General features: G+C 63.8%; 20 protein-coding genes and 1 pseudogene. 10 read left to right on the top strand and 11 right to left on the bottom strand.

Annotated elements, in window-relative coordinates; translation table 11 throughout:
* Positions 1–660 (top strand): LysR substrate-binding domain-containing protein (locus SALMUC_RS07955; RefSeq protein WP_020043198.1); only part of this gene is annotated, 660 nt, incomplete at its 5' end.
* Positions 661–1,284: 624 nt separating this feature from the next.
* Entirely contained in the window at positions 1,285–1,947 is a 663-nt protein-coding gene (locus SALMUC_RS29655; protein WP_156883430.1) for a hypothetical protein, read from the top strand.
* 519 nt (positions 1,948–2,466) lie between these two features.
* Here the strand turns inward: SALMUC_RS29655 and SALMUC_RS30980 are convergent.
* Positions 2,467–2,754 (bottom strand): hypothetical protein, encoded by a 288-nt coding sequence (locus SALMUC_RS30980; protein ID WP_020043197.1) that lies wholly within the window; start codon positions 2,752–2,754, stop codon positions 2,467–2,469.
* A 3-nt stretch (positions 2,755–2,757) separates the two neighbouring features.
* Between SALMUC_RS30980 and kdpA the strand changes: the two genes are divergently transcribed.
* The 6 genes from kdpA to SALMUC_RS07920 are packed head-to-tail and all read left to right on the top strand — an operon-like array spanning position 2,758 to position 11,839.
* Positions 2,758–4,386, top strand: coding sequence for a potassium-transporting ATPase subunit KdpA (gene kdpA / locus SALMUC_RS07945; protein ID WP_021120045.1), 1,629 nt, complete (start codon positions 2,758–2,760; stop codon positions 4,384–4,386).
* Positions 4,387–4,441: 55 nt separating this feature from the next.
* On the top strand, positions 4,442–6,472 hold the full coding sequence (kdpB, locus tag SALMUC_RS07940) for a potassium-transporting ATPase subunit KdpB (RefSeq protein ID WP_020043195.1): 2,031 nt from the start codon (positions 4,442–4,444) through the stop codon (positions 6,470–6,472).
* A gap of 10 nt (positions 6,473–6,482) precedes the next feature.
* Positions 6,483–7,055 carry a potassium-transporting ATPase subunit KdpC gene (kdpC, locus tag SALMUC_RS07935; RefSeq protein ID WP_020043194.1) on the top strand — a complete coding sequence of 191 codons (573 nt, stop codon included), beginning with the start codon at positions 6,483–6,485 and terminating at the stop codon, positions 7,053–7,055.
* Positions 7,052–9,733, top strand: a complete 2,682-nt coding sequence (locus SALMUC_RS07930; protein WP_020043193.1) for a sensor histidine kinase — start codon at positions 7,052–7,054, stop codon at positions 9,731–9,733. Before kdpC ends, SALMUC_RS07930 begins: the two co-directional genes overlap by 4 nt.
* On the top strand, positions 9,733–10,413 hold the full coding sequence (locus SALMUC_RS07925) for a response regulator (RefSeq protein WP_020043192.1): 681 nt from the start codon (positions 9,733–9,735) through the stop codon (positions 10,411–10,413). Before SALMUC_RS07930 ends, SALMUC_RS07925 begins: the two co-directional genes overlap by 1 nt.
* Before the next feature lie 7 nt (positions 10,414–10,420).
* Positions 10,421–11,839, top strand: coding sequence for a TrkH family potassium uptake protein (locus SALMUC_RS07920; protein ID WP_020043191.1), 1,419 nt, complete (start codon positions 10,421–10,423; stop codon positions 11,837–11,839).
* A 439-nt stretch (positions 11,840–12,278) separates the two neighbouring features.
* Here the strand turns inward: SALMUC_RS07920 and SALMUC_RS28785 are convergent.
* Positions 12,279–12,608: pseudogene (locus SALMUC_RS28785) on the bottom strand (SDR family NAD(P)-dependent oxidoreductase); the annotation flags it as partial.
* Between the two features lie 66 nt (positions 12,609–12,674).
* Here SALMUC_RS28785 and SALMUC_RS07915 point away from each other — a divergent pair.
* Positions 12,675–13,631: an IS5 family transposase gene (locus SALMUC_RS07915; RefSeq protein ID WP_021119830.1), complete on the top strand. Its 957-nt coding sequence runs from the start codon at positions 12,675–12,677 to the stop codon at positions 13,629–13,631.
* A 132-nt stretch (positions 13,632–13,763) separates the two neighbouring features.
* On the opposite strand, the gene SALMUC_RS28780 is transcribed toward SALMUC_RS07915, so the two are convergent.
* The 8 genes from SALMUC_RS28780 to SALMUC_RS07880 form a co-directional block, all read right to left on the bottom strand.
* Entirely contained in the window at positions 13,764–14,150 is a 387-nt protein-coding gene (locus tag SALMUC_RS28780; protein ID WP_084513935.1) for an SDR family NAD(P)-dependent oxidoreductase, read from the bottom strand.
* Positions 14,151–14,725: 575 nt separating this feature from the next.
* Positions 14,726–15,028, bottom strand: a complete 303-nt coding sequence (locus SALMUC_RS07910; RefSeq protein WP_245584680.1) for a hypothetical protein — start codon at positions 15,026–15,028, stop codon at positions 14,726–14,728.
* A 62-nt stretch (positions 15,029–15,090) separates the two neighbouring features.
* Positions 15,091–15,585, bottom strand: a complete 495-nt coding sequence (locus tag SALMUC_RS07905) for a VOC family protein (protein WP_020043690.1) — start codon at positions 15,583–15,585, stop codon at positions 15,091–15,093.
* Positions 15,582–16,505 (bottom strand): alpha/beta fold hydrolase, encoded by a 924-nt coding sequence (locus tag SALMUC_RS07900; RefSeq protein WP_198014538.1) that lies wholly within the window; start codon positions 16,503–16,505, stop codon positions 15,582–15,584. Before SALMUC_RS07900 ends, SALMUC_RS07905 begins: the two co-directional genes overlap by 4 nt.
* A gap of 50 nt (positions 16,506–16,555) precedes the next feature.
* Complete coding sequence (locus SALMUC_RS07895; protein WP_020043688.1) at positions 16,556–17,209, bottom strand: glutathione S-transferase family protein; 654 nt, start codon at positions 17,207–17,209, stop codon at positions 16,556–16,558.
* Positions 17,210–17,212: 3 nt separating this feature from the next.
* Positions 17,213–17,566 carry a DUF1428 domain-containing protein gene (locus tag SALMUC_RS07890; protein ID WP_020043687.1) on the bottom strand — a complete coding sequence of 118 codons (354 nt, stop codon included), beginning with the start codon at positions 17,564–17,566 and terminating at the stop codon, positions 17,213–17,215.
* On the bottom strand, positions 17,563–18,282 hold the full coding sequence (locus tag SALMUC_RS07885; protein ID WP_020043686.1) for a glutathione S-transferase family protein: 720 nt from the start codon (positions 18,280–18,282) through the stop codon (positions 17,563–17,565). Before SALMUC_RS07885 ends, SALMUC_RS07890 begins: the two co-directional genes overlap by 4 nt.
* Positions 18,272–18,706, bottom strand: coding sequence for a VOC family protein (locus SALMUC_RS07880; protein ID WP_020043685.1), 435 nt, complete (start codon positions 18,704–18,706; stop codon positions 18,272–18,274). Before SALMUC_RS07880 ends, SALMUC_RS07885 begins: the two co-directional genes overlap by 11 nt.
* Before the next feature lie 46 nt (positions 18,707–18,752).
* Here SALMUC_RS07880 and SALMUC_RS07875 point away from each other — a divergent pair, with 46 nt between their 5' ends.
* On the top strand, positions 18,753–19,487 hold the full coding sequence (locus SALMUC_RS07875) for a winged helix-turn-helix transcriptional regulator (protein ID WP_051155881.1): 735 nt from the start codon (positions 18,753–18,755) through the stop codon (positions 19,485–19,487).
* Positions 19,488–19,810: 323 nt separating this feature from the next.
* Here SALMUC_RS07875 and SALMUC_RS07870 read toward each other — a convergent pair whose 3' ends face one another.
* Entirely contained in the window at positions 19,811–21,196 is a 1,386-nt protein-coding gene (locus SALMUC_RS07870; protein ID WP_020038357.1) for an IS1182 family transposase, read from the bottom strand.
* Positions 21,197–21,362: the final 166 nt, after the last annotated feature.

The following is a 21,362-nucleotide window of genomic DNA, read 5'->3' as shown; positions in this document are numbered from 1 at the left end:
ACGACGCGCCTGCGCGGCGGCTCCTCCGGCACGGGACTGGTCCTGCATTGCCAGCTTTGCGAGGCCTTCTACTGGCTCATGCCGCGCCTTGCGGGCTTCCACGAACGCCATCCCGGTCTGGAAGTGCGGGTTGTCAGCGCCCTGTCGCCGCTGACGGCGGCGCCCGAGCCCTTCGACGTGGCGATCCAGACGACCGGCCGGGCCGCAGGCTCGGCGCGTCTGGCCTTCACCGCCTCGGACGAGATCTTTCCCGTGGCCGCCCCAGGCCTCGTGCCGTCCAGGGCTCTGCCGCTTCCTGCCGCGGGGCTGGCCCGATACCCACTGCTGTCGCATCGGGTCCTGCCGCAGGACTGGATGGATTGGCCAGGCTGGTTCGAGGCCGTCGGACATCCCATGCCGAAACGCGCGCGGATCACCGGCTTCGACAGCTTTCCCTTGGTGCTACAGGCGGCGGTCGCAGGTCAGGGGATCGCGCTCGGCTGGCGCAACACGGTGAGCGGGCTCATCGCCGACGGCAAGCTCCTGAGGCTTTGCGATGAGGCGGTATTCCGCCCGACCGAGATTTCGGTCTTTCGCGGCGCGAGGCGTGGCAATCACGCGGAGACCGATGCCCTGCTCTCGTGGCTCCGAGAAGAATTGACCGAGCGCCCCACCGGATAACTGCTCCTGTCCGCGCTGCGGACCTCTGGCTCTTGGTAGAAGCTGAGCTGTGCCATGAAAGTCCGGTCTGATGAAGGCCGCGCTGCGGCAATGGTAACCTTGGCGAACGGCAGCTCTGGGCCGTCAGCGCCCGCAGGCCTGGCGCGCCAGGGCGAGGGTCCTGCCGCGCCGCCGCAGGTCCGCTTCGAGCCCGTTGCGGAAGTGTCAAATTCTCGCTGCGCGCGCTCGCAGCGGAACTTTTACTGTGACGCGGCAAATCTTTATGCCGCATCGCAGCTGTGGATCCGGTCGTTCGTGCGCCGCGCAGCGAAACCCTCGGGAGCAGTGACCGCAGCGCGGACGGAGCGGACCCCCGACGAATGGCAGCTAACGATCTGGGACAGAACCGGTGGTTTGTGAGCGCTAACGTGATCTCAACCGATGCGGGAACGTTTTCGCAGAGCTGATCATACGCTCGGCGCACGTGTCTAGGTCGGCTGTTGCTGAAGACGGACGTTCGCCTTGACCTGCACCCCTGAAGTGTTCTCGCTTTGTGGCGCCTCCTGTGCTTTGACTGTGTTCCCACTGCCGGATTGACTGACCATTCAGGCCATCGTATCCGCACGATGAAGTCACGAAGGATGAATGATGGCACTCGTGCTGAAAAATAACGTTCTCTATCTGCATATCCCAAAAACTGGAGGGAACTGGCTGACCAAAATGGTGCACGACCAAGGGCTGGTTGTCGGCAAGTTGGGCCATAAGCACGCAACTTTTGATTATATTTCGCCGCGACCGGGGCCATTGCGCTCAATGGTCAGTTCTTGGAAACATCTAGCGGGATCGCCGACGGTGTTTTGTGTGGTTCGCGATCCGTTATCTTGGTACGAATCTTGGTTCCGATACCAAACTAGCAAGCAATGGCGAGACTGGGGCGAAGCAGGTAATCCGGCGCGGTGGCATGTATGCGCAGCATTGAACGCCTGTAAAAGCTCCGATTTCATGACTTTCATGCGGGCTGTAAATAAGCACGTTCCTGGGTTTTTAACCTGCTTTTTTGGTCGCTACACTCATGGCGCCAATGCCACCGTGCTACGAAATGAGTCATTGGCTCAGGACTTCGTAGCATTTGCGGAACGCACTGGCCTCCCAATCGATAGCAAAGCTCTGCTAGCAGCTGGTCGTGTAGGCGAGAGCCCCAAAATGAAACTCGAATGGGATGATGAGGTCTTGTGCGAAACGGTAGCAAATGAAATGGCAGCGTATCGCGCCTATGGTTATGAATTGCCTAAGAGCGTCACCAAATAGCCTAGAGCTCCACAGTGTACTCGCCCGCAAGCACCCTATGCGGGTATTCCCATACGATGTCAGTGTCAAAAAAGGTCGTTTCTGTCCCTCCCTAAGGGGGCTTGCGTCTACAGAAGGTTAGCCGGGACAGAACCCTAATGCAAAACCCATGTGGTTTTGGCACGTTTTTGGGCTGCTCGCGAGAGCGGCCGTTCGCTGCAGCCCGTCGAATGAGCAAGAAGGGCTCAGTGCGGCCCAATGCTTATGCAGCAAGGGACGCGTCAAACACGTCGCGGAACCGGTCATAGGTGGGCCGGGCTAAGCTATTGATCTTGATCGACGTCGCTCAACGCGCCGACGTTGGCAGATCAGGAACCGTTGTTGATGCTTCCGGCGGCGAAATCTGACTGCGAGCCCTTCCACGACATTCGTGAACCATTGTAGTTTGCAGCGACTAAAGGCGGCGATCTTTACGCCGTCCTTACGCCCACTGCCCATCTTCCATATAGCCACTTTACAGCCCTCGAGCGCACATTCCGCCTATCCACCGGATTGGAGCGTGCGATGACCGACCTGCTGTATCTTTGCCTTGGCCTCCTCTCGTTCGGCGCCTTCGCGGCCGCCGTCCCGGCCGTAGCGCGGCTCTGAGGAGACCTTCCCATGTTCGATATCCTCCTGGGCCTCGCCGTGGCGACGGGGCTTCTCGTCTATCTCGTCGCGGTCCTGCTGCGACCACAGAAGTTCTGAGGGCAGGCCATGACACCGGATCTCGCTTCCGTTCTCCTCTATCTCGTTGTGCTCGTCGTACTGGCGGTCCCGCTCGGCCATTTCATGGCACGGCTTTATCGCGGTGAGCGCACTCTTCTGACGCCCGTGCTGGCGCCGGTCGAGACCGCAATCTACAGCATCGCGGGTATCCGCGCCGAGGAGAGCCAGTCTTGGCGTGCCTATGCCTTCGCGGTGCTCGCGTTCAACGCTGCGGGCTTCGTCTTTCTCTATGCTATGCTGCGTCTTCAGGGCTTCCTGCCGTGGAACCCCGCCGGGCTCGCGCCCATGGCGCCCGACCTCGCCTTCAACACCGCGGTGAGCTTCGTCACCAACACCAACTGGCAGGCCTATTCGGGGGAGGTTCAGCTCTCCTATTTCAGCCAGATGGTGGGGCTCACGGTGCAGAACTTCGTCTCGGCTGCCACCGGCATGGCCGTAGCCGTGGCGGTGATCCGCGGCTTCGCCTGCCGCGGAGAGGGCCGACTCGGCAACTTCTGGACCGATCTCACCCGATCGGTGCTCTACGTGCTGCTGCCGCTCGCGACGATCGGTGCGCTGATCCTCGTCGGCCAGGGCGTTGTCCAGACCCTCTCGTCTCACGTCACCGCGACGACCATGGAAGGCACTGAGCAGGTGATCGCGCAGGGTCCGGCCGCGAGCCAGATCGCGATCAAGCAGCTCGGCACCAATGGCGGCGGTTTCTTCGGCGTGAACTCGGCGCACCCGTTCGAGAACCCCACAGTGCTCTCGAACATGCTCCAGGGCCTATACATCCTGCTGATCCCGGTCGCCTTCTGCTTCACCTTCGGCCGCATGGTCGGCGACCGGCGCCAGGGCATCGCGATCTTCGCCGCCATGGCGACGATGTTCGTCGCGGGGCTTGCTGTCGTGGCCTGGTCCGAGGCCGCCGGCAATCCCATGATCTCGCAGATCGCAGGCACCGCCGGGCCGAACCTCGAGGGCAAGGAAATGCGCTTCGGCGCAACGCTTTCCGCCCTCTGGGGCACGGCCACGACCGCGGCCTCGAACGGCTCGGTCAACGCGATGCACGACAGCTTCATGCCGCTCTCGGGGCTCGTCTTCCTCGTCAACATGATGATCGGCGAGGTGATCTTCGGAGGCGTCGGTGCCGGGCTCTACGGCATGCTTCTCTACGTCGTGTTGGCGGTCTTTCTCGCCGGTCTGATGGTGGGGCGCACGCCCGAATATCTCGGCAAGAAGATCGAGGCGAAGGAGGTCAGTCTCGCGGTTCTGGCGTTCCTGTCGATGCCGCTCGGCATCCTAGTCTTCGCCGCACTATCGGTGGCCGTCCCACAGGCGCTTGCAGCAGTGCAGGACGCCGGCCCGCACGGTCTGTCCGAGGTGCTCTACGCCTATGGCTCGACCACCGGCAACAACGGCTCGGCCTTCGCGGGCTTCGGCGCAGCGGACCCGTTTCATACCACGCTTCAAGGCATCGCCATGCTGCTGGGCCGTTACGCCATCATCGTGCCGATGCTCGGGATCGCGGGCGCCCTTGCGGTAAAGGTTCCAGCCGCGCCGACCGCAGGCAGCTTTCCGACCCACGGACCGCTCTTCGTGGTCCTGCTGATCGTGACGGTCGTGATCCTCGGCGGCCTCACCTTCTTCCCGGCGCTGGCCCTCGGTCCGCTTGCCGAGCAGGTGAGCCTGGCCGCCGGCACGCGCTTCTGAGCTGATCCCCGGGGCCATCGGCCCCGGGCACTTCCTTCATCCAAGGATGACTGACATGTCCCGCACCGAAACTGCCGCCCCTCGCAGCCTCTACGCCACCGCCGCGCGGCAGAGTGTCACCAAGCTCTCGCCCCGCCTGCTCCTGCGCAACCCGGTCCTCTTTGTGACCGCGATCGTAGCCGCGATGACAACGCTCCTCGCCCTGCGCGACCTCGTCGCGGGCACGGGCGGAGGGGTGACGATCCAGATCAGCTTGTGGCTCTGGATCACCGTGCTCTTCGCCAACTTCGCCGAGGCGCTCGCCGAAGGGCGCGGCAAGGCGCGGGCCGACTCGCTTCGGACCACTGGGCAGGAAACGCGCGTGAAGCGGCTCGCCTCCGCCGACGCCGAGCACGGCAGTGCCGAGTCGGTCTCCTCGACCGAGCTGAGGAAGGGCCAGTTCGTGCTGGTCGATGCGGGAGACCTGATCCCCACCGACGGCGAGGCCGTGGCGGGCGTCGCCTCGGTCAACGAGAGTGCCATCACCGGCGAGAGCGCCCCGGTCATCCGGGAAGCCGGCGGAGACCGCTCCTCGGTCACCGGCGGCACCACGATCGTCTCCGACTGGTTGGTCTTCAAGGTCACAGCGGAACCGGGCAAGAGCTTCCTCGACAAGATGATCGCCCTCGTGGAAGGCGCCGAACGTCAGAAGACCCCGAACGAGATCGCGCTGTCGATCCTGCTCACAGGTCTGACGCTCATCTTCCTCTTCGTCGTCGTGACCCTCCAGCCTTTCGCCCTCTATTCCGGCACCTCGATCCCGGTCGTCTTCCTCGCCGCGCTTTTCGTGACGCTGATCCCCACGACCATCGGCGGGCTCCTCTCGGCGATCGGCATCGCCGGCATGGACCGGCTGGTGAAGGCTAACGTGATCGCCAAGTCGGGACGCGCGGTCGAGGCCGCAGGCGACGTCGATGTCCTGCTGCTCGACAAGACCGGCACCATCACCTTCGGCAACCGAATGGCCGACGGTTTCCTGCCAACCCAGGGGGTGAGCGAGAAGCGCCTCGCGCAAGCCGCCTGGCTCGCTTCGCAGGCCGACGACACGCCCGAGGGGAAGTCGATCGTCGAGCTCGCGACACGCGTGCTCGGCGACGACATCCCCCGCATCGCGATCAAGGAGCATGTCGCCTTCTCGGCCCAGACTCGCCTTTCTGGCGTCGACGTCGAGCACGGCACCACGATCCGCAAGGGCGCCGTGGATGCCATCGTCAAGCATACCGGCACTGAACCCAACCCGATCCTGATAGGCAACATCGAGAACATTGCCCGCTCCGGAGGCACGCCGTTGCTGGTCAGTCAGGACTCCCAGATCCTCGGCGTCATCCACCTCAAGGATATTATCAAGCCTGGCGTGCGGGAGCGCTTCGCGGAACTCCGGGCCATGGGCGTGCGCACGGTCATGATCACCGGGGACAATCCCCTGACCGCGGCGGCCATTGCCGCCGAGGCCGGTGTCGACGACTTCATGGCCGAGGCAACGCCCGAAGCGAAGCTCGAGCGCATCCGGGACGAGCAGGCCCAGGGCCGGCTGGTCGCGATGTGCGGCGACGGCTCGAACGACGCGCCGGCGCTGGCGCAGGCCGACGTGGGCGTCGCGATGAACTCGGGCACACCCGCGGCCAAAGAGGCCGGCAACCTGATCGACCTCGACAGCGACCCGACGAAGCTCATCGAGATCGTCATGGTCGGCAAGCAGCTCCTGATCAGCCGCGGCGCGCTCACCACCTTCTCTATCGCCAACGATGCGGCGAAGTATTTCGCGATCCTGCCGGCGCTCTTCCTTGGCGCTTATCCCGGGCTCGCGACGCTCAACGTCATGGGACTCTCGAGCCCCGAGAGCGCGATCCTCTCGGCGGTGATCTTCAATGCCCTCGTGATCGTGGCTCTGATCCCGCTGGCCTTGCGCGGCGTGCGCTACGCGCCGGCCTCGGCCTCGGCGCTCCTGCGCAACAACCTCCTGATCTACGGCCTCGGCGGGCTCGTCGTGCCGTTCATTGGCATCAAGGCGATCGACCTGATCGTCGGCGCCCTCAACCTCGCGTAAGGTGATCGTTATGCTTGCTATTTTCCGTCCAGCCCTGGCGATCCTCGCCCTGATGACCCTCCTGACCGGCGTCGCCTATCCGCTTGCGATCACCGGAGTCGCCCAAGTCGCCATGCCCGTGCGGGCCAACGGCAGCCTGATCGAGCAGGGCGGAACGGTGATCGGTTCGGTGCTGATCGGCCAGGACTTCACCTCGCCCGGTTACTTCCACCCAAGGCCCTCCGCCGTGGGCTACGATGCTGCCTCAGCTGGAGCGTCGAACCTCGGTCCGACCTCAGCCGAGCTCCTCGTGACCGTCGAAGAACGAGCCGAGGCCTGGCGCCGGGAGACCGGTGAGAGCGACGTCCCGCTGGACGCGGTAACTGCCTCAGCCAGCGGACTCGATCCGGACATCTCGCCGGAGAACGCTCGGGTGCAGGCCGTGCGCGTTGCCGAAGCCCGCGGGGCGCCGCGAGACGAAATCGTGCGGATCGTCGAGGCGGCGACCACTGGCCCCTGGCTCGGCATCTTCGGACCCGCCCATGTCAACGTGCTTGAGGCCAATCTCGCGGTCGACGCGGCCTTCCCTGGAGGAGTGGAGTGACCGAGACCGACGAGGCGCGCCCTGATCCGGAGGCACTCCTGGAAGAAGCCTCCGGGGAAGGCCGCGGCAAACTCAAGATCTTCCTCGGCGCCGCCCCGGGCGTCGGCAAGACCTACGCGATGCTGGAGGCCGCCCGGAGACGGGCGGCCGAAGGCGTCGACGTGATCGCGGGTGTGGTCGAGACGCATGGGCGCATCGAAACCGAGACGCTCCTCGCCGGGCTCGATGTCCTGCCGAAGCGGGCGCATTTCTACCGCGAGCGCATCCTGCACGAGATGGACCTCGAGAGCCTGATCGAGCGCCATCCGGAGCTGGCGCTGATCGATGAGCTCGCCCACACCAACGTGCCCGGCAGTCGGCACGAGAAGCGTTGGCAGGATGTGGAGGATGTGCTCGCGGCCGGGATCGACGTCTACACCACCCTCAACGTCCAGCACCTCGAGACGATGAACGACCGGGTGGCGCGCATCTCGGGCGTCAAGGTGCGCGAGACCGTGCCGGACCGTCTGCTGGAGCAGGCCGACGAGATTGAGCTGATCGACCTTCCGCCCGAGGATCTGCTGGAGCGCCTGCGGGCCGGCAAGGTCTACGTCCAGGATCAGGCGGCCCGGGCGGTGCAGAACTTCTTTTCCAAGGGCAACCTCACGGCGCTGCGTGAGCTCGCAATGCGGGCCGCGGCCGACCGCGTGGACGCCCAGCTCATGCGGCATATGCGATCCACCGCGACGAGCGGTCCCTGGCCGGTGCAGGAACGCATTCTCGTCTGCCTCGACGACGGCCCAGTCGCACGCGAGGTGGTGCGCGCGGGCAAGCGGATGGCGGATCGTGCCCGGGTCGGCTGGACCGCCGTGCATGTCGCCACCGATCGCAGCGACCGCATGAGCGAAGGGGAGCGCGACCGTCTGGCCTCCGCCCTGCGCCTTGCCGAGCGTCTCGGTGCCGAGACCGCGACACTGCGCGAAGGCGAGAGCGTTGCCACCGCAGTCCTGGAGCATGCTCGGCGGATCAACGCCAGCCGCATCGTTCTCGGCCGCGGCCGTGACCGCCGGACGGGAGCGAGCCTCTTCAGCGAGGACGTGGCGGGCGCCGTGGTTGCGCGGGCACGGGATTTCGAAGTCACGCTGATTGCCGACCCGCCGCAAAAGGAGGAGAGGAGCAAGCGCCGCCTTCCGCGCTGGCGGCCCCGAGCCGAAAGCGGGGCCTATCTTCGCGCCGTGCTGGTCATGGTAGCATTCAGCATGGCGGCCATGGCGCTCGAGACGGTGCTGCCGGTCACCGCCCTGTCGCTCGTTTTCATGACGGGCGTGGTCGTCGTCGCCTCGATCTACGGGTTGGGGCCGTCGATTGCTGCCTCGGCGATCGGCTTCGTGGCCTACAACTTCTTCTTTACCGAGCCGCGCCTCACCTTCCGCGTTGTGCGCGAGGCAGAACTGGTGACGCTGGGGCTGTTTCTCGTCGCCTCGATTGTCACCGGCAACCTGGCGGCCCGCCTGCGGGCTCGGGCCATCGCGCTCCGTGATAGCGTCGAGCGGACGACCATCTTGCATGAGTTTGCACGGGGCATTGCCGTCGCGCCCTCCTCGGAGGCGGTCGCCCGTGCCGGGGTCGAGCAGATCGCTGCGGCGATGGGGCTCGATGCTCTCGTGCTCCGTCGCGTGGGCTCACAGGTTACAATGATCGCCTCGGAGCCGGAGGCAGCGCCGCTCGACATGCGCGACCGGACTGCGGGCGGATACTCGCTGGAGAAGGGGAACCCCTCCGGTCGTGGGACCGATACGCTTTCCTCGAGCCAGTGGCTCTTCCTGCCTGTCCGCGCCGCCGAGGAGACCCTGGCTGTGCTCGGTCTGCGCTCCAGCGAGGAGCGCGCTATGACGACCGAAGATCGCCGTCTGCTCGAGGCTTTCGCGAGCCAGCTTGCCCTTGCGTTCGAGCGCACTGACCTCAACGACGCGCTGGAGGCCGCGCGGCTTTCGTCGGAGACAGAACGCCTTCGCTCGGCGCTCCTGTCTTCTGTCAGCCACGATCTGCGCACGCCGCTCGTGAGCATCATCGGCGCTGCGTCTTCTCTGGCTGATACCGAGACGGGCTACACGGCCGAGATGCGCCACGAGCTCGCGGAGACGATCCGCGAGGAAGGCGAGAGGCTCGACCGCTACATCCAGAACCTCCTCGACATGACGCGTCTCAGCCACGGCGCCCTTACGCCCAGACGCATTGCCGCGGACCTCTCCGAGATCGTTGGCAATGCCCGGCGCCGCCTGCGCGGGGACCTGGCGCGCTTCCAACTCGAGATGACCCTCCCGGAGACCTTGCCCGCGATCGACGTCGATCCGCTCCTCATCGAACAGGTTCTGGTCAACGTCCTCGACAACGCGGCGAAGCATGCGCCCGAGGAAACGGCGATCCGGCTCATGGCGCGCGTTGATGGGCCGGCGATTGAACTCGCGATCGCGGACCAAGGACCCGGCATCCCACCGGAAGTGCGGCACCGGGTTTTCGAGATGTTCTACCGCGTCACCACGGGCGATTCGCAACGGGCCGGGACGGGTCTTGGCCTCGCCATTGCGCGCGGCATCGTCGAGGCCCATGGCGGCTCCATCCGCGCAGACGCCACCCACCCAGACGGCAGCGGCACGACCATCGTGCTCCGGCTGCCGCTTGCCAATCCGGAGCTCTGATGGCCCGTATCCTTGTCATAGACGACGAACACCAGATTCGCCGCTTCCTCCGGATCACCTTTGAAGCAGAGGGGCACTCGGTCTCCGAGGCTTCCACGGGGCGTGAGGGCGCGGCCAAGGCGGCAACGAACGCACCCGATGTCGTCATCCTTGACCTTGGGCTTCCCGACCGGGACGGGAAGGACGTCCTGCGCGAAATCCGAGGCTGGTCGGAAGTGCCGGTCCTCGTCCTCTCGGTCCGGGCGGACGAGGGCGAGAAGGTCGAGGCCCTCGATCTCGGCGCCCAGGACTACGTGACCAAGCCCTTCGGCACCCGGGAACTCCTCGCGCGCCTGCGCGGAATACTCCGCGACCGAGGAGCCGAGCGCGCGAGCCTCTCCCGGATCGAGATTGGCGGTCTCACTCTCGACGCCGCGGAGCATTCTGCCCGTATCGATGGAGATCAGCTCTCCCTAACCCCGAAAGAGTTCGATCTGCTCTGGCTCCTCGCCTCGCATGCCGGCCGCCTCGTCACGCAGCGCATGGCGCTCGAGACGGTCTGGGGCGCGGCTCACGCCAAAGACAGCCAGTATCTACGCGTTTTCATCCGCCAGCTCCGCGCCAAGCTCGGCGACGACGCGGCTGACCCGGCTTGGATTTTTACCGAGCCCGGCATCGGTTACCGGTTCCGGGACGCCTGAGATCACCATGCCTTTCGTTGCCTTCATCAATAGCCTGCTTCTGCTCGGTATGGGCGCCCTCATGGGCTTCACCGCCCTGATGTTTCCGGCCACTCGCTTCGTTTTCCTCGAGGCGGCGCTTCTGACCCTGACGGTGGGCGGATGCATCTGTTTCAGCACCATGAACCAGCGCGGTGGGTGGAACCGTCTGCACTCCTTTTTGCTCACCGGAAGTGCTTGGATCACAGCTGCCTTGGCAGGCGCTCTTCCTCTGTGGCTATGGGATTTGTCGTTCATCGACGCTTTCTTCGAGGCCATGTCCGGCATCACCACGACCGGGTCCACCGTGATGAGCAGCCTCGACGATACCGAGCGCGGCATCCTGCTGTGGCGCGCGCTGCTGCAATGGATAGGAGGTGTCGGCTTTATAGTCGCTGGCATCGCGCTTCTGCCGATCATGCGCGTCGGCGGCATGCAGCTTTTCCAGACAGAGAGTTCGGAGAAGGGCGAGAAGGAGTTAGCCAGTGCGGCGCGCTTCGCCTCGGCGACGATCTGGGTCTATCTCGGCCTCACCTTCGTTTGCACCCTCGTCTACATCTCGGGTGGCATGACGGAGTTCGAGGCGATCGCCCATGCGCTGACAACGGTCTCTACGGGCGGTTACTCGACCTCGGATTCCTCCTTCGGACTCTTCGAAAGCGCTTACCTGCAATGGATGGGAACGCTCTTCATGCTGGCCGGCGCGCTGCCCTTTGCCTGGTATATCCGCGTGCTGAACCGCGGGGTCTTGCGCAGCGAGCAGGTCCGGGCGTTGATCGTGACGCTGGTTGCGGTGATCCTGGGCCTGACCGTATGGCGGGTCCTGACGGGCGGCACGCCTGTCCTCGAGACCCTCCGCCTCGTTGCCTTCAACGTCGTCTCGGTGGTGACCACAACCGGTTACGCGACCACGGATTACACGACCTGGGGACCGTTCGCCGCTGCGGCCTTCGTCTGTCTCACCGCCATGGGGGGCTGCACCGGGTCGACCTCGGGCGGCGCCAAGATGATGCGGTGGATCGTGCTCTTGCGGAGCGTGAATGCTCAGATGAAGCGTATCCATGCGCCCCACGGCATCTTTTCGGTGCGCTATGAGGGGCGTCGTGTTGATGACGACGTGATGAGCGGGGTGATGACTTTCTTCGTCTTCTACGGCGCAACGATTTTGGGACTCGCGATCGCACTCGGCCTGTTCGACCTCGATATGACAACCTCGCTCAGCGGGGCGCTGACGGCGGTTGCCAATGTGGGGCCCGGGATCGGCGAGGTCATCGGGCCGGCGGGGAATTTCGCGGCGCTGCCGGACGGTGCGAAATGGCTGCTGTCGTTCGGGATGTATGCCGGGCGGCTCGAGATGCTGACGGTCTACGTATTGCTCGTGCCAGCGTTCTGGAGAGAGGTGACGTGAGGCAAAACTTGGATCGATCATCCCGGTGAAGGAGGTCAGCTTTGTCCGCATCGGCGGCGCTGCGACGAGGCGCAGCGAAAGGTGGGTTTAGATTCCCTGGTTTGACGCAGCCTTCAACGACCGCTTCCGTGATCTGCGCCGCGACGCAGAACCCCGGTTGCTGCAGCTGCGAGCGCCTCCATTGTCATGCTGCAGTTGCATCGGTCGGCCACCGAATGACCGGAAAGTCCGCCGCTGTCGACCTCGGGTCGTTGGAAATGCTGCGGCGGGGATGAATGGCCGCTTTGGTGACGCTGCGGTGCCGCACCGGCGGTCGCTTCCAACGGCCGGACTGGGCAGGGAGCGCCGGTCGGTGCTGCCGACCAGGCGCCCGACCCGCTCGCCGCCGCATGGCCGCCTCGAGCCCCTACATGACGTTCGCTCTGCTGTAGCCCGCCGACTAAATTCGATACCCGCCGGATACCGTCAACACTTCACCAGTGATGAAACCAGCTTCGTCACTCGCGAGAAACCGCACGGCACGCGCGATGTCTCGAGGTTCACCAGTACGGCCAAGTGCGGTCTCCTTCACGAACAGTTCGGTAAGGTCCTTGGATCGGGGCGCCTCTGGAGTATTTACTGCCCCTGGTGCGACCGCATTGACCCGGATTCCCCGATCTCCGAGTTCTTTCGCCATGGCGCGCGTCCATAGGCTTAGTGCAGCTTTGCTGGCCCCGTATATTGACGCGCCTCGCGGAGGCAGCACGGCATTCACCGAAGAGATGGAGAGTCTGAAAAACCTCGCGCCTTGGCCGGGTTGAGGTAGACTGGGCGAGACGAAGAAGGATGCCCACCGATGCCCAAGCAACCTGCGTTTCCCGGTCTCCGCCACGCGATGAAGAAGAAGCAGACCCGGCGTGAGAAGTTTCTCGCGGAGATGGACGCGGTGGTGCCTTGGATGCGTCTGCTGGCGCTGATCGAGCCTCATTATCCGAAGGTCGGGCCGAAGGGCGGTCGGCCGCCGATGCCACTGGAGACGATGCTGCGGGTGTATTTCCTGCAGCAATGGTATGCGCTGAGCGATCCCATGGCTGAGGAGATGCTCTACGACAGCGAGTCCATGCGCCGGTTCGCAGGCATCGAACTCGGTGATGATCGTGTCCCGGATGAGACGACGATCCTGAACTTCAGACACCTGCTGGAGAAGCACGCGCTGACGGAGCGTTTGTTCGTTGAAGTGAACAAACATCTGGCCGATCAGGGCATCACGCTGCGCTCGGGCACACTGGTCGATGCGACGATCATCGACGCGCCGTCCTCGACCAAGAACGAAGCCGGGGCGCGCGATCCGGAGATGTCGTCAACGAAGAAGGGCAATGACTGGTTCTTCGGGATGAAGGCGCACGTTGGCGTCGATGCCGAGAGCGGCATCGTGCATAGCCTCGAGACCACCACGGCGAAGGTGCATGACAGCCAGGTCTGGGATGAGCTCCTCCATGGCGAGGAGACGTCGGTGTGGGCGGACAAGGGCTATGTCAGCGCTGCGCGCGAGGCCCATTTCTCCGGCCCGGACAAGTTCTGGGGCGTCATGCGGAAGGCGCCGAAGGGCGCTGCGCTGGACCCCATCGACGAGCACATCAATCGGATTATCGCGATGGTGCGGGCGCGGGTGGAGCATCCATTCCGCGTGCTCAAGCGCCAATTCGGGTATCTGAAGACCCGCTACCGTGGCCTCGCGAAGAACCGCGCGCAACTCTTCACGCTGTTCGCCCTCGGCAACCTGTTCCTCGTACGAAGAAAGCTGATGCCATGAGCCGGACTCTGTCCGAGGACCCCGTTTCGGGGCCTCAACAATGCCAAATCCGGCGAAATCAAATGCGCCTCGGGCTCACGCACCGATTTCACAGCCCGGATGGCCGGATGTCGGCGAAGCCGAAGCCGTAGTTCAGACCTTCCAGATGTTGACGATAGCGGCCCCCTCGCCGAGGTGAGGCAGCGCGGCGGACAAAAGAGCACTTGGAGCTAGAAGGTTCACCGACAGAATTTCTGATGCCTCATCAATAGCGAAGTGCTCTTTCGGTGATTGCCGAATGATGCCAGCGTTATTGACAATGACGTCCAGTCGGCCGAAGCGACGGATCACTTCATCAATCACACGCTGGGGGGTTCCGGGCCTGCCGAGGTCTGCTTGAACATCAATCATCTCGTCCGATAGGCCTTCTGGAGGGGTCGTGTTCCAGGTGATCGCGACTTGATGGTCACGGCTCAGGTCTTCTGCGATCGCGCGACCGATACCGCGAGTTCCTCCGGTCACGACAGCCACCTTTGCCATCTGCCACCCCAAAAATTGTTGCCTAGGTGTCCCAGCACAGCGGCAAAGGACGCCTAGAGGCTAGCTGACAGCCTACCTGCCCGCAACGCCGTCACTGGCGGCGGCTCGTGCTTTGCGATCGTAAAAGGAGTCTAAGGTGTGAAGAAGCCGGGTAGAGGATAAACGTCCGGAAAGTCCGCTCTTCCGAACTCCGATCGTTCAGAATGCTGCGCCCAGGAGGAATGACCGCTTCTGTGACACTGCGGTGGGGCGTCCTGGCCGAGGGCCAAGGTCAGCTCTGGGCCGGAGGTGACGGAACATTTTCGCTGCCCTTGCGAGATGCCGCGCGGCGGCATGTGGCAATAAGGGCTCGGAGCGGTCATGCGGCGGCGCGGCAGGCATGGCGGCCTCCCAGGCCGGTGTCGTGACGCGCCTGGCCGTGAGCCAACCTTCGTGCCTGGCGCGACGGAGGGCCGGTGTCTACGCCTGCAGCCGTACAAGTGTAGCCACATGCCCTGCTGAAATACTGTTCATATTTGGGACAGGCCCGGTAGCGCACTTCGTCCTGACCAGTTGGTAAGTCGGCATAGACAACTTCACATGTAGGTCTTGATCGACACCACGCTTCTGGCATTGCTGTTCGTGAACTCGAAAACGTGGCAGAAAGGACGCTTCAATCCATCGGACAGAGTTCTTTCCCCGCTGGCCATGCCGACCTTGCCGTGTGCGATCGCGTGCTCGACCATGATCTTCATCGGCAGACGGGTAGAAGATAACGCCTGGAGGACCGCAGCTTGCCCCTCGACCGTCTCTGTCGAAGTCCGGGTCCACGTGACCTCTGGATCAAAGATTTCGGCCGAGGCGACGCCGGTCTCCAGGGCAATCGCGATGTCCTGCACGAATGCATTCTTGGGGGAGTTTCCGCAGTCCGCGCTCCCGATGATCTCCGTCGGGCCCATAGTCATGGGTCCGGCTCGCCACGCAAGGCGGCCTCGATCGTCGCGATGTCGATCCTGCGCATTTCCATCATGGCCGCTTGGGCGCGCGCAGAGGCTGCAGCGTCCGGGTGCGACAGCGCCTCCATCAGGACCCGGGGTGTGATCTGCCAGCGAAAGCCCCAGCGATCCTTGCACCAACCGCACATGATCTCTTCACCACCATTGCCGACGATCGCATTCCAAAGCCTGTCCGTCTCGGCCTGATCGTCGGTGTAGACCTGGAGCGAGTAGGCATCGTTGGGTCGCACATGCGGACCGGCATTGAGCAATGCATAGGGCAAGCCCAGCAGAGTCATCTCAACCACCTGAACGCTGCCCGCGGGCCCGCTCGGCGTCTCGCCCCGCAATCGCACGATCCGGTCCACATGGCTGTCCGGAAAGGTTGCCGCATAGAACTCGGCAGCGGCTTCGGCCTCGGTGTCGAACCAGAGGAATACGGCGGCCTTGCGCCCTGTCATGGCCTGTCCCCTTTCCGGTCAAAGGCAGCATCGCCGGTTCCGGCTGTGGTGATCCGGTGGTCGATAAGGGGCAACAGCCAGTCCGAGCGGCTCGTGATCGAGAGATGTGTGGTGTCCGGCAGAACCGCCAGCTGTGCCCCGATGAGCGCCGCCATATGCGCGCCATGGTCGACCGGGGTGAAGTCACTGTCACCAAGGGCGAGCGGGGTCGGAACCGCGAGCGTGGCAAGCTCCTCGTCACTCCAGCCCCAGTCGGTGACAATGAAGGCCTGCAGCTGCGCAAAGGTGCGCTGGAACTGCTCCGGGCCATCCGGGTTGTCGGCGAAACCCGCCCGCATGCGGGCGAAGTCCTCTTCGCTCGGCACCAGCTCCAGCGCCTCCGGTGAAGGCGTGGCCTGTGGGTTCCGGTTCATCTCTGCGATGGCCGGGTGCATCCCGTCGAGGTTCTGGCTGGCCGAGATCGCGGTCAGCGTGGCAAGGCGCTCTGGCGCGGACAATGCCAGGTCCAGCGCCAGCATGCCGCCCATAGAAAAGCCCACGACGTGAACCCACTCGACGTCGAGCGCGTCCAGCACGGCCAGGGTGTCTGCGCGCATTGCCGCCAAGGTGACCGGCGTGTCACGTCCGCCGGTCCGCCCATGGCCCTGTTGGTCCACCCCGATCACCGGGCGCCTTGCGGCGAGGGACGGCAAGAGGGCACCGAAATCCCCTTCGATGGTGCCCATGCCCCCATGGAGCACGAGAAATGGCACCATGCCAGAGCCGAGATCGCCGTGTACCTGATAATAGATCCCGAGGTCCCCGGACATGGCCCGGCCCTCGGTGTCCTGCGCCAGCGCGGGCGTAGCCATCGCTCCGACAAGGACCGAGGCCTGCAGGGCCCCCATGCAGGACCGTGAAGTCGAAGTCAGTGTCATCATTTCCTCCTCCCATGCGTTGTGGTCTTTCCCTGGGAACGGCAAGCCGCCATTCATGCCTCGCGGGTCTCGTCGGCCCTGGAGAAATGCGCGATCTGGTCCGCATGTGCCTTGGCAAAGGCCGGCCGCGCGCAAATCCGATCGATGTAGGCATTGGTTGCTGGATAGTCGCCGATCCCGCGGATCCAGGGCGGACGCAGGACATCGGCCAGGATCAAGTCCGCCGCGGTAAAGCGGTCATCCACCAGCCAGTCGCGTGCCGTCAGGACGTCTTCCAGCACAGCGAGACGCGCCCGCAGCCAGCCCTCCAACGGGTTCTCCGGCGGGGACGACAGCCCGACGAACCACCAGGGCACGCTGACCATCTCGACCGAGTTCAGGGCCGAGAGGATCCAGGACAAGGTTTCCGCCCGCAGCGTCCTCTCCTGCGGCATGAGCGTCTCGCTCTTCTCGGACAGGTGCAGCAGGCAGGCGCCGCTTTCAAACAGGCTGACATCCCCGTCCGTCAGGTACGGCACCTGCCCAAAGGGCTGCATGGCAAGATGTTCCGCCCCGCGATCCTTGAAGGGCACGGAGCCCACGCAATAGCTCAGTCCGGCCTCTTCGCAGGCCCAGCGAAGTCGCAGGTCACGCACATAGCCCCGCGGCCCCTCAGGCACCCAGTCGAAGGTCCAGATCGTCAGCCCGTCGGACAGCTCCGACACCACGGCTCAAACGCTTTCTTCGAAGATCGGTGTAAAGCTGCCCCACATCATGCGCCTGCCGTCGAACGGCATGTCCATGTCCTGCCAGCGCGGATCGCTCTGCATGCTGGCACCGCACCTGTCGTGGGTTTCCTTGTCGGGCCAGATCATCCACGAGAAACAGACCGTCTCTCCGTCTTCTAACGCGACGGCCCGCCTGAAGTCGGTGTGCTCGCCCGCGGGCACCTGATCGCCCCAGGTCTCCATGATTTGCAGGGCCCCGTATTCCTTGAAGAGGGACCAGGCCTTGCGGGTGCTTTCGATGTAGGCCTGCTTGTTCCCGTTCGGCACTGGGGTCAGAAATCCGGCAACATAGGTCATGCGAGTTCTCCTTGTTTCGCTTTGAGCTCCGCCATCCATTCGTCGAAACCGGGCGGCGGATTGCCCGTGAAGCCGGCAAGCTGACCGGACAAGGCCTGTTGGAAGGCCGGCCGTTCGGTGGCCCGCGCGACATAGTCGGCAAGATTGGGGAAGGCTTCGAAGAGGCCCTCGCCCTCGATGATCCTCAGAACGCTGACCGTCATCAGGTCGCCGGCAGAGAAACTGCCGCCGAACCACTCCGCGGTGCCGAGGCGATCGGACGCTTCCTGCAGGCGTTCGTTGATCCGCTCGTCGACGCCGGGAAGTCGCGGCTTGGCCCAGGGCTCGGCCACTTCGAAGATCGTCATCTGTGCCCGATCCATGATCGGCGGCTCCAGGGTGTTCAGCGCGGCAATCAGCCATTCCAACGACCGGCACTGCGCCGCCGGATCCGACGGTCTGAGGCCGGGGAACCGCTCAGCGATATGCCAGACGATCGCCCCGCTTTCGAAAAGCGTGAGATCACCTTCCTCGTAGGTCGGAACCTGGCCGAACGGTTGGAGGGCGCGGTGCGCGGCTTCCTTCTGTTGCCCTTGTGAGAGATAGCGAACGGCGTAGTTCTGGCCGGTTTCTTCCAGTGCCCAGCGTACCCGCAGATCGCGGACCTGCCCCTGGGCAAAGTCCGGCACCCAGTCGTAAGCGGTGATGGTGATGGCGGCTTCGGAATCAACCGGCATCGGACACCTCCGCCGGACCCTTCTCGACGGCCTCGGCACTCATCCACATGGGCTCCCAGATATGGCCATCGGGATCCGCAAAGCTGCGCCCGTACATGAAGCCGTGGTCCTGCGCCGGGCAAGGGTCGGCCATACCACCGGCAGAGACCGCCGCTTCGGTAATGGCATCAACGGCTGCCCTGTCCTCACGGCTGATGCAAAGGAGCACCTGCGCCTCCTGCGCCGGATCGATGCGGCGACGATCCGTGAAAGTTGCCCAGAACTCATGGGTCAGCAGCATCACGCAAATGGTGTCCGACAGGACCATGCTGGCCGCCTGGTCGTTGCTGAACCGCGGGTCCCGGGAAAAGCCGATGGCCTCGTAAAAGTCGACAGATCGCCTCAGGTCCGCGATCGGCAGGTTCACGAAGATCATTTGCGGCATTGCCATTCCTCCCTTGCCGTATCGTAACTATGGACAGCGTAGCGGCATGAGATTACAAAAAGCAACCATGAAGAAACAAAAAGTAACCAATTCGGCGGAATCCCCCCACGGACGGTGGTATGCAGATGCATGCGGCACGGCGTTCGGGCTTGAACTTCTCGGCGAACGCTGGGCGATGCTGATCGTGCGCGAACTCATGTTCGGCCCCCGTCGTTTCACTGACATCCGCGCAGATCTTCCAGGGCTCAGTGCCAAGGTGCTGACAGAACGCCTTGCCGGCTTGGAAGCCAGCGGTGTCGTCACTCGCTCCACCGCCCCAGAACCAGCTCCGGCGCAGCTCTATGGCCTGACGGATTGGGGATACGCGGCCGAGCCGATCCTGCAGGCAATCGGCCGCTGGGCCGCCGCATCACCCCTGCACGACCCGACGCTGCCACTCTCCCCTGTCTCCTTCATGCTGTCATTGCGCACTATGCTGGACGCGGCAGCCGCACGCGGCATGTCCGTGGTCACAGTCTTTGAAATCGGGACGGCGCAGTTCACCGCACGCCTGGATGACGGCGCCATGCCAGTGCAACGCGGCGCGACAGAACGGCCCGACCTCCGTTTCAAAGCGCAAACCGCGCCGCCACTCGCGGCTGTCTTCTACGGGGATTTGGCGCCAGAGGCTGTCGGCGTGGAAGTCTTCGGTGATGCCGCGCTGTGCCGAGACTTAGTCGCGCTCTTCAACCTCCCGAAGGCCCAGGCGAACGTGGCCTGCCCTCGACCGGGAGAAGACTGACAAAGCCTGTCGCCTGATTGAACTGGCCTCTGTCAAATCTGCCTCCGCTCCCCAAAGCGCCGGTGTCATTGGCTGACTTCGGCATGCACCGGTCATCCAGGGGGAGCTCGCACGCCGGCCGCGACCTGCGCATAGGCGCGACCTTGGTGCGCGGCGCAGAGTGTGGGTCTCTGTTGCTAGGGCTTAAATGGCCGCTTTTTGCCTGTCTGGCACGGAACCTTCGCGGACGCAGCGGAGGTCCGGAATCCGCCGATTCTGTGGAAAAACACCCGTTCGCAAGCGCAGAATATCGATTGCAGAACACGGGGCGTGCGCCTTTCCTGTCAGGCTTTTCGCGGTTGCTGCGGTGCAGGAAGGATCTTGGCCAGTTTGCGGAGGTTTTGGGCGGTTGCGGCAAGAAGGAATTCGTCATTTGCGCCGCGTGGACCACGTAATCGCAGCCTGTTCAGGCCAAGGATCCGTTTGAGGTGGGCAAAGAGCATCTCGACCTTCTTCCTCAGCTTCATCGAGATCACATACTGCTCGGTTTTGGCGATCTCGCGAGCGACCTCCCGGGCATCTTCATGTTCTTCGCGAGTGATCTTGCGGGCATCCGCATTCGGGCAGCACTTCGCTTTTGATGGGCATGCCTGACAGACCTCTTTCAGCGCCCGATAGCGGGCTGTGCCCTTGCCGGTTGGCCCGCGGTTCGGATCGGAATAGTTCCGGCGGAACTGCTTCAGCTCATGCCCCTCGGGGCAGATGTATTGGTCGTTCTCCGCATCCCATTCAAAGTCGACGCGTGTCCAAGTCCCATCGGATCGTCCGGATTTGTCGAAAACGGGGATATGCGGGGCAATCTTGCGCTCGACCAACCAGCCCAGCATCGGCCCGCTGCCATAGGCCGTGTCCGCGATCAGGCGTTCGGGATGGAGGGCGAACTTGGTCTTCACACGCTCCAGCATGGTCTTGGTCGCACCGACCTCGGCCTGCCGAATGGACCTGGTGGCTTCGACATCTACGATTACGCCATGGTCGGTGTCGATCAGGTAGTTGTCAGAATAGCTGAAGAAAGCCGGACCCTTACGTGCGGCCGTCCACTGGCTGGCCGGGTCGGAATGCGACGTGAACTTCGGCTGCACCTCGCTGGCAGCACCGAACGCTGCCTCGTCCAGAGTCTCAAGATACTCGCGAACGGCCCGCGGGGCATCAGCAGGATCGACCTGCGCCGGATCCCACTCCTCCTTCGGAGTCGAGTTCTGCTTGTTGGCATCGGCTTCGATCAGGCTCGCGTCGATGGCCATGCGCTGTCCGCTGACCAGGCCCTCTTCGATGCACCGCGCGACGGTCGTCTCAAACAGGTGGCGGAGCAGTTCGCTCTCGCGGAAACGACCATGGCGGTTCTTCGAGAAGGTGGAATGGTCCGGAACCCGATCGCTGAGGTCCAAGCGGCAAAACCAGCGATACGCCAGGTTCAGATGGACCTCCTCGCAGAGCCGCCGCTCGGACCGGATACCAAAGCAGTATCCGACCAGGAGCATGCGGATCAGCAATTCGGGATCGACGGAGGGGCGCCCTGTGTGACTGTAGAAATCGGCAAGGTAGGCGCGGATGCTGCTGAGATCGACGAACCGATCAATGGATCGAAGCAGATGATCCCGGGGGACGTGATCTTCCAGCGAGAACTCGTAGAACAGCGCTGGCTGCGCCTCCTGCTTGGATCCCATCATCGCCATTCCTCCCGCCCGTTGGCGGAATTGAATCAGCAAGATGCCCCTCGATCAAGCGCGAGTTTTTCAACAAAATATCCGCACTGCGGACCTCCCGCGCGGAGGCCTCCCGAAGATTTTTTCGGGAAGTTTTGTCGGACAAAGCGTCAGGCCCACAAGGAACTTG

The sequence above is a fragment of the Salipiger mucosus DSM 16094 genome, from assembly GCF_000442255.1.
GTDB lineage: Bacteria > Pseudomonadota > Alphaproteobacteria > Rhodobacterales > Rhodobacteraceae > Salipiger > Salipiger mucosus.
This window is presented reverse-complemented; position numbering and strand designations above follow the sequence as displayed.